The following is an 8,745-nucleotide window of genomic DNA, read 5'->3' on the forward strand; positions in this document are numbered from 1 at the left end:
GCTCGTTTAGAGCCTCTTTGGTGTCAGAGACGATTGGAATTTGGGTTGGTACATTTTTACCAATTTCAGCAGGGTCGATGTCAATATGGGCAACTTTCGCATATGGTGCAAAGTGCTTAAGATTTCCTGTTAGTCTGTCATCGAATCGGGCCCCAAAGTTAATCAACAAATCAGATTCGTAAATCGCCATGTTTGCTGCATAAGTACCGTGCATTCCACCCATTCCTAATGAGAGAGCATGGTCAGCAGGGAAGGTACCAAGTCCGAGTAAGGTAGTGACGACTGGGAGCTGGTGTTTTTCTGCAAAAGCAGTAAGTTCGGCTGATGCCCTTCCATGGAGAACGCCCGCCCCTGATAGGATAACAGGCTTGATTGCCTTTGAAATGGAATCAGCTAGCTTTTTAATTTGGAATGGATTTGGTTTGGTTGTTGGCTGGTATCCAGGTAAATTAATGCTTGCTTCTTCAGGCTCTTCCGATAAAAATCCGGCAGAGATATCTTTAGGAATATCGACTAAGACTGGACCTGGCCGCCCAGTAGAAGCGATATGGAAAGCCTCCTTGACAATTCTAGGTAAGTCCGCGATTGATTGTACTTGATAGTTATGCTTTGTAATCGGTGTAGTTATCGCCATCACATCAGCCTCTTGGAAGGCATCTGTTCCAATTACGCTGCGAGCAACCTGCCCAGTGAATATTACGAGTGGTAATGAATCCATCATGGCATCGGTGATACCAGTAACCAAATTGGTTGCCCCCGGTCCTGAGGTAGCAATCACAACTCCAGGTTTGCCGGTAACTCGTGCATAGCCTTCAGCGGCATGGATCATTCCTTGTTCATGTCGGAAGAGAACATGCTTGATGGTCCCCTGGGCGCGGTAAATGGCATCGTAAATTGGAAGTACGGCACCTCCGGGATATCCAAACAGAGTTTCTACACCTTCTTTTTTCAGTAAGTCGATGAGAAGGTCTGCACCGGTCCTCAGCTCTGTAGTTGTTTGGACCTCAAGCTTTTTTGCTTCTACTTTCACGTCGTAATCCCTCCTTGTTAGGGTTAAATGAGTATTTAAAAGTACTCTGTTTTATACATAGTAAAAAAGGCCCTATTCTCCCTGAATAAACTGCAGTTAAGAACATCAAAAGCAGAATAATCGGGGAGAAAAGGCCTTTCATTTTCTCGGTACCACCCGGTTTCACAGCATCCTTACGGATACTGCCTTATGAAGCGAACTTTAAACAAAGAACGCTTCTTTTTGTAACAGGTGTTCAAAGATAGACACCCGATTGAGCCTACTTAAGTCAGAATTGTTCGGCTCAACACTCAGGGATGATGTCGGAATAAGTTGTATTACTGGGCTTCCAGCAACCCCAGCTCTCTGAAAATACGAAATCTTATTCCTTTATTCCCGTCATCGATTTATGGATATTTTTTTGTCAAATGATATTCATTTAACGCTTTTAGTACCTTAACTTCCTGAGGAAGGGGAGGGGTACTACTAGTTCCCATTGATATGAACATTTTATATCTTCATGATTCCTCCGGTATTGGCAGATGTTACGAGTGCTGCATATCTTGCAAGATAACCTGTTTTGATTTTTGGCTCTGGTTTTACCCATACCTTCTGTCGTTCAGCTAATACCTCATCATCGACAAGAAGTTCAATCGAGCGTGCTTCAAGATCGATTAAGATTCTGTCACCATTTTCAACTAGGGCAATTGGTCCGCCTTCTGCTGCTTCAGGTGAAATATGACCAATGGAGATGCCACGGCTGGCTCCGGAGAAGCGCCCATCTGTAATAAGTGCTACTTCCTTACCTAATCCCCGCCCCATTATTGCGGAGGTAGGGGCAAGCATTTCAGGCATTCCTGGTCCGCCTTTTGGCCCTTCATAACGGATAACTACCACGTGTCCTGCTTGAACGGTCCCATTGTTGATATTTTCTTGTGCCTCATCCTGGGATTCAAAAACGATTGCTTCACCTAGGAATGTTTTTATCGAAGGATCAACGGCACCAACCTTAATTACACTTCCATCTGGAGCAATGTTTCCATATAGGATGGATAGTCCACCAACAGGGCTATATGGATTGTCTTTTGTCCGGATGACAGTTTCATTCGTGATTTTTGCTTCCTTCACATTTTCTGAAAGTGTTTTTCCTGTAATGGTTAAGCAGTTATCATGCAAGGCGCCTTCAACTTTATAAAGTTCATTAATAATGGCACTAACCCCGCCTGCGTGATGAATGTCCTCCATTGAATAATCGGATGCTGGCATTATTTTTGCCAGATAAGGAACTCTTTCAGCGATTTTGTTAATCTCACGTAAATCGTATTCAATTCCGGCTTCATGGGCGATTGCCAATGTATGAAGCACGGTATTTGTTGAACCACCCATCGCCATATCAAGGGCAAAGGCATTATCGATTGCTTCTCTCGTGATAATGTCACGCGGGCGAATATCTTTTTTGACTAGATCTATTAAATGCCTTGCAGCTTGACGAATTAATTCATGTCTTTCATCAGAAGTTGCAATGATTGTTCCGTTTCCGGGAACGGTCATTCCTAATACTTCCATTAGACAGTTCATTGAATTAGCGGTAAACATTCCGGAACATGACCCACAGGTTGGGCAGGCATTTGTTTCAATGTCCAGCAGCTGCTGCTGACTGATGGTTCCGTTATGGTAAGCCCCAACACCTTCAAATACTGAAGTAAGCGAAAGGTTCTTTCCGGTTGATGGTGAAACGCCTGCTTCCATTGGCCCACCTGAAACAAAAACAGAAGGGACGTTGGTTCTTGCGGCTGCCATTAACATTCCTGGTGTAATCTTGTCACAGTTTGGAATGTAGAAAACCCCATCAAACCAATGAGCATTAATAACTGTTTCAGCACTATCAGCAATTAGTTCGCGGCTTGGGAGAGAATAACGCATTCCAATATGACCCATCGCAATTCCATCATCAACACCAATTGTGTTAAATTCGAAAGGAATACCGCCAGCTTCACGAATTGCTTCTTTAACAATCTCACCGAAATGATTAAGATGTTTGTGTCCTGGGATAATTTCAATAAACGAGTTACAAACACCGATAAATGGCTTTTCAAGATCACTCGTTTTGACCCCCGTTGCATATAAAAGGCTGCGGTGGGGTGCCCGATCAATTCCCTTTTTAATCATATCGCTACGCATTTTTTAGCTCCTAACTGACGATTGCATGGTTTGCACCTTCGGGGTAACAAGCCACTCCGTCTGTTGTTACAATTTTCCTAAACTCCTCCAATAGAATCTGGGTGACTTCACCTGGTTTTCCATCTTTAATTTTGCGGCCATCTACATCAATTACAGCGATAACCTCGACGGCTGTACCAGTTAAGAACACCTCATCCGCCACATAGACATCATGTCTAGTGAATGGAGATTCTCTAACATCCAAGCCTTTAGCTCTTGCTATATCTAGGATGGCATTGCGGGTAATCCCTTCTAGCGCTCCTAAATAAACAGGGGGAGTATAAATGACACCATTTTTTACAATAAAGATATTATCAGCTGAGCCTTCAGTAACATAACCTTGATCATTCAACATTAATGCTTCCTCTACACCAGCTTGATTGGCCTCTAGTTTTACAAGAATATTATTTAAGTAGTTAAGTGATTTAATTTGTGGACTAAGAACATCTGGGCGATTTCTTCGACTAGGAACCGATGCGATTTTAATTCCACGTTCGTAATACTCTTTCGGATACATGGTCAATTCTTCAGCAATAATGATGACACTTGGCTTCGAGCAGGATGAAGGGTCTAGGCCGAGATTCCCTTTTCCACGAGAAACAACGACACGAATATACGCACTTTCTAGCTGATTTTTTTTAATAGTATCGACGATTAATTGCGTCATTTCCTCCTGTGTGTAAGGAATATTCAGCATAATGGATTGTGCTGATTCAAATAGTCTTTTCAAATGAGCATCGAGTCTAAAGACGTTTCCGCTATATACGCGTATGCCTTCAAAAACTCCATCACCATATAAAAAACCATGATCAAAAACTGAAACTACAGCATCTTCTTTCTTGACGAACTCTCCGCCAAGGAAAATCCATTGACTCCCCAACCTAACCACTCCTCTTTTGTGATAAACCGCTTTAAATGACTAAACATCATTTTAAAAAGAATTGCCTTACCCCAACTCCATTGATAAGGAGTATTGTTTGTTTCTGAATAGTTGATTATTTTCGATAATCATACAACCAATCGAAAACATGGTCAACATAAAAATCTGACAATTCAAACAAATCAGGAAAATTGTTAGCGTTTACATCATTGTTGTAATAAGGAAAAAGCCCAAAAAAAGTTTTTTGAAATTTTTTTATTTTGGGGTTATTCAGTCCGCGGTAGGGAATGAAATAGGGGGAATAATCAGTGGTAAGTAAGATGGAGATGTTGTAAAGTCAATTGAATTTTGGATGGGAATTATTTAATTATTAACCAAAAAACACTAGTGTAAGATAGTGTTTTTGGGCTCAAAGCTTTGCAAGATGTTCATACACTTCCCTTAAATTGCTATACCCGTTTTGCAACGCTAATTGTAAATAACTGCTCCAAATCTGTGCTGTCAGCATGGCGTCGCCAAGTGCATGATGACGATTTTCTATGGCAATTCCGCATTTGGTGCAGACTTCTTCAAGCGGTAATGATTTCAAAGATGAATCAGATAGGCGAATTAAGAAGGAAGTATCAATGATTCGATGTTCGAATCTCGACTTTAAGTGATCCCAGGTCATTTTCTGCATAAATGACTTTTCATGTATAGAATGGTGTGCAACCAGAATATGACTCTGTGTGTATTGAAAAAATTGAATTAAAACATCCCTGGCCGATGGGGCATCACGCAATTGTTTCTCATTTATATTCGTCAATATGGAAATTTCCTCCGATAGGGGCAGGTCTGATTGGATAAGAGAATAGAAAGTATCCTTCTCCTCGATATGCTGACCGGTCATTTTGACTGCTCCAATTGATAAAACAAAATCCCCCTTTTCTGGATAGAAGCCAGAAGTCTCTAAATCAAATACAACTACTTCTAATTCACTAAGCGGGGTGTCCAAGTTGTTCTTTACTTTCATTTCTTTTTGCAGCTGCCGGATGAATGATAGTTGCTGAGGATTAGCCTGCCCTTGAAAGCCGGCATATATATTTGAGCTGACCTTGCCGGAGATTTGCCTGAAATATTGAGCTAAATCATTGATTCTCATCTTATCCCTCCTTATCAATTAGTTTTCCTGCGTACTGGTGTAGGTTAGTCCCATGTTTTATGATGTCTTTTATCTCATTTTTTTGCTCTTTAGTCAGCTTGTCGACTGGTAGAAAATGTCCTGATTCATAATCGGTGTGACTAGCATATTGAAGTCGATAGTTTAGCAGTTTTAAAAACATGTTCTTATAGAGGTCCTTGTCATGAATTTGTAGTTTGTCGAGCCTTGCAAGGGTAGAGGTATCTAGGACATGATCTCTTATTGCTAAAAGACGAACGGCATTAATGTAAGGGAATAGGGTGGTTTCCTTTAGATTAAGTGATCCAGTATGAATCCCGTGTGTATCCACTAAAATCTGACCTAAGACGCCAACTCCTTTTTTAAAATGAAGTGTATTCTTATAAATTCTTGAAAGAATTTGTTCTTTTTGAACGTTCTGATAGGCAAATGTTTTTAACTGTTCCATGAGTTGATGCTGACCATAAAAAGAGCGTCCGTCGATAAAGATTAGCAGGTAGCGCAACGATTCCCATGAGGCTTCTGCTATCCAGTTCGATATTTGTTTCTCCCATTCTGTCTGTGCTTTGCACCAGAAGGGATTACCCGACATTACCCCGCCATCACAATATGGATAGCCAGCCTGATGGAGACCTTTGGAAATTTCCTTTCCTAATGATAGAAAGTAAGTTTTCGCTTCCGCAGTTGGATTGAGATAAATGATGCCATGATCCTGATCGCTCCAAACCGATTGTTCCAAGCGGCCTGCACTCCCCATTACAAAAAATGAAAAAGGAGAGGGCGGAGGACCGTATCGAGCAAGGACTTCTTGTAGTGATATCTCCAATACCTGATTGATTATCTTGTCGTGGAGTTCGTTTAATGTAAAATGATCTCTCGCAGCGGTCTTCATCTGGATTTTTCTAAATTCAGCAATTGCTGCGTAGGTTTCGATAGCCATGTTGCTCACCTCCTGTTAAAAAATATATAAGCGTGCAAGCCCTAAATCGGTCTTGCACACTTTTTATAATTTATTTAAAGAGCTTTTGTTTGTTCTGCTTTAAGTAACTCTGGGTAACCATAGCTTCCGTGTTCGCTGATATCTAAGCCCATAATCTCTTCTTCTTCCGTTACACGCAAGCCGTTCATTGCCTTTTTAATCAATGCGAGCAAGATAAAGGATGCGATCAAGGCGAAGGCACCTGAGGCGATAACGCCCAATGCTTGAACTCCCAACTGGTGGAAGCCTCCGCCATAAAATAATCCAGGTTTTCCAACAGTCGCTAATTCTTTTGTTGCAAAGAAACCAGTCGATAAAGTTCCCCAGACACCAGCTGTACCGTGTACAGAGAGGGCTGCAATCGGATCATCAATTCCTCTGTTTTCAAAGAAGCGAATGCTATAAAATACAAGAATTCCAGAGATAAAACCAATCAGTACAGCTGCCCAAGTATCAACAAATGCACAAGAGGCAGTAATCGCTACAAGACCTGCTAATGCCCCGTTTAACATCATTGGAACATCGGCCTTACCCAATACGATCCAAGAGATGATCATTGCTGCAACAGTACCGGCAGCAGCACCAAGGTTTGTGTTTAGTGCGACGAATCCGAAAAAGCCTTTGTCAACGGATAATGTGCTGCCTGCGTTAAATCCGAACCAGCCGACCCATAAAAGTAAAACACTTAAAGCGGTAAATACTTGGTTATGACCAGCTAGATTATTGGCCGAACCATCTTTATTAAATTTTCCAATACGTGGTTTTAATAGAAGTGTAGCTGCCAATGCCGCCATTGCACCAGTTAAGTGAACAACGGTTGAACCGGCGAAGTCTTGTTGACCAATCTCTGCTAACCAGCCGCCACCCCAAATCCAGTGAGCAATAGGAGGATAAACTATAACAGAAAATAATACCGCGAATATTAGATATACTGCCAATTTTGCTCGTTCAGCAAAACCTCCAAATGCGATTGTTAATGAAATTCCTGCAAAAGCTAATTGGAATAAAAAGAAAACTGAACCAGAGAGTGATAAACTATCGATATCGTAGCCAGAATATAAGAAGTCTGAAAATCCTATAAGAGCATTTCCTTTACCGAAAATTAATCCGAATCCAACTGCCCAAAATACAATCGAGCTAATACTAAATGTGAGAATAGTTTTACCAGCAATATGTCCTGCGTTTTTCATACGGGTTGAACCTGTTTCTAACAGGATGAAACCACCGATCATTAAAATGACAAGTATCGCACCTAGCATTACCCAAAGACTGTTCATTAAGAATAAAGTATCCATTTATTCTCCCCCTTTTAAATGATGTTAATTTTCTTAACATTTGCTATGTTAGTATTCTTACATGATTCAAGATTGGTTTCTATAAGTTTGGAAGGTTATCTAACATGGTTTTTGATGATTGTGCAATTAATTATGGGGAGTGAACAAATAGGAATAATAAAAAGCCCCATTCCTAAAGGTGGAATGGGGCAAGTGTTGCTGCTTATTTTTTCCGTAAACCAAATTGCGCATTGAGTTGTCCTTGGATCATCTTTCTGCGAACATCTTCTTGGTTGTGTTTCTTTTGTTCACGCAGCATTTCTTTCCTGATATCATGTGTTTGAATACCGTCCTCAATTTTGTTAGCAATATCCATCAGCAATTCAACATCTGAAAACGAAAATTTGCGGCTTCCTCCAGCTGATCTTTCTGGAAAAATAAGTCTTCTTTCTTCATAATAACGTATTTGTCGTTCCGAGAGACCGGTGAGATCCCGAACAATCCCGATTGTGATTACCTTTTTATCTTTATATGATTGGTCTTTTCCCATTTCTACCGCTCACCACACCCTATTGTTTACAGTTTTTTAGCTTTTAAAATATTATATGTTAGATTTTCTCACATGGGACTGGTTTTTTAAATTATTTTGTTTGAGCAGAAGAAGTTACCTTGGGGAGAATATTTTATTATATAAACTTTCCAGTTCAGTGAAGGTAAGGGAATAAAGTTCGAGGTCAGTAGAATCAGAGATGTCAGATTCTAACAACTTCATAATATAAAACTGTCGAAGGCGCTCGAGACCTTTACGCAAGTGAGTTGACATCTTTAATCACCCCTTTCAAACTGAAATTAGTAATTTTGAAGTCTTCTTAACAGTTCATTTGCTTGGGAACCCATTTTTTTCATCAGTTCCTCATACAATTCATCTCTTAATTTATCTAATTGAAGGATTCTTTCAGCGAGTTTAATATCCATTCTTCGATACATTTGAAATCTTCCTTTCTCCCGTGGTTTATAATGAAAAGTTAACTGAATTTTTGCTTTTTGTCAGTGGGTTTGTTAGAAATGCTGACAGCATTTTTGAATTTAGCCTTTAAGTTGGTGAAAAAATCTCACTATGTATGATTTGAAACCAAAAGAACCGAGCATATGCCCGGTTCTTCCGCTTCACTTAAAAATATGAGGTTTATGCTTTTGAACTTAGTTTAATGTCTAGCTCCAGCG

9 protein-coding genes are annotated in these 8,745 nt (G+C 40.4%); all 9 read right to left on the bottom strand.

Features of this window, described 5'->3' with window-relative positions:
- The coding region (locus V7121_RS23345; RefSeq protein ID WP_335548086.1) for a thiamine pyrophosphate-binding protein at positions 1-1,030 on the bottom strand (1,030 nt) is incomplete at its 3' end.
- A 489-nt stretch (positions 1,031-1,519) separates the two neighbouring features.
- On the bottom strand, positions 1,520-3,190 hold the full coding sequence (gene ilvD / locus V7121_RS23350; protein WP_335502915.1) for a dihydroxy-acid dehydratase: 1,671 nt from the start codon (positions 3,188-3,190) through the stop codon (positions 1,520-1,522).
- A gap of 10 nt (positions 3,191-3,200) precedes the next feature.
- Positions 3,201-4,109 carry a branched-chain-amino-acid transaminase gene (gene ilvE, locus V7121_RS23355; RefSeq protein WP_335502919.1) on the bottom strand — a complete coding sequence of 303 codons (909 nt, stop codon included), beginning with the start codon at positions 4,107-4,109 and terminating at the stop codon, positions 3,201-3,203.
- A 409-nt stretch (positions 4,110-4,518) separates the two neighbouring features.
- Positions 4,519-5,250: an exonuclease domain-containing protein gene (locus V7121_RS23360; RefSeq protein WP_335502922.1), complete on the bottom strand. Its 732-nt coding sequence runs from the start codon at positions 5,248-5,250 to the stop codon at positions 4,519-4,521.
- Position 5,251: 1 nt separating this feature from the next.
- Positions 5,252-6,208: a DUF294 nucleotidyltransferase-like domain-containing protein gene (locus V7121_RS23365; RefSeq protein ID WP_335502925.1), complete on the bottom strand. Its 957-nt coding sequence runs from the start codon at positions 6,206-6,208 to the stop codon at positions 5,252-5,254.
- A 74-nt stretch (positions 6,209-6,282) separates the two neighbouring features.
- A complete protein-coding gene (locus V7121_RS23370; RefSeq protein ID WP_335502927.1) occupies positions 6,283-7,542 on the bottom strand; it encodes an ammonium transporter in 1,260 nt (419 codons plus the stop codon).
- Positions 7,543-7,744: 202 nt separating this feature from the next.
- Entirely contained in the window at positions 7,745-8,071 is a 327-nt protein-coding gene (locus V7121_RS23375; protein WP_335502930.1) for a MerR family transcriptional regulator, read from the bottom strand.
- A gap of 114 nt (positions 8,072-8,185) precedes the next feature.
- Entirely contained in the window at positions 8,186-8,344 is a 159-nt protein-coding gene (gene fbpA, locus V7121_RS25030; protein ID WP_420490639.1) for a Fur-regulated basic protein FbpA, read from the bottom strand.
- A 26-nt stretch (positions 8,345-8,370) separates the two neighbouring features.
- Positions 8,371-8,508 carry a hypothetical protein gene (locus tag V7121_RS23380; RefSeq protein WP_335502933.1) on the bottom strand — a complete coding sequence of 46 codons (138 nt, stop codon included), beginning with the start codon at positions 8,506-8,508 and terminating at the stop codon, positions 8,371-8,373.
- Between the last annotated feature and the right edge of the window lie 237 nt (positions 8,509-8,745).

This window comes from Neobacillus drentensis, from assembly GCF_036962125.1.
Lineage (GTDB): Bacteria > Bacillota > Bacilli > Bacillales > Cytobacillaceae > Neobacillus > Neobacillus drentensis_B.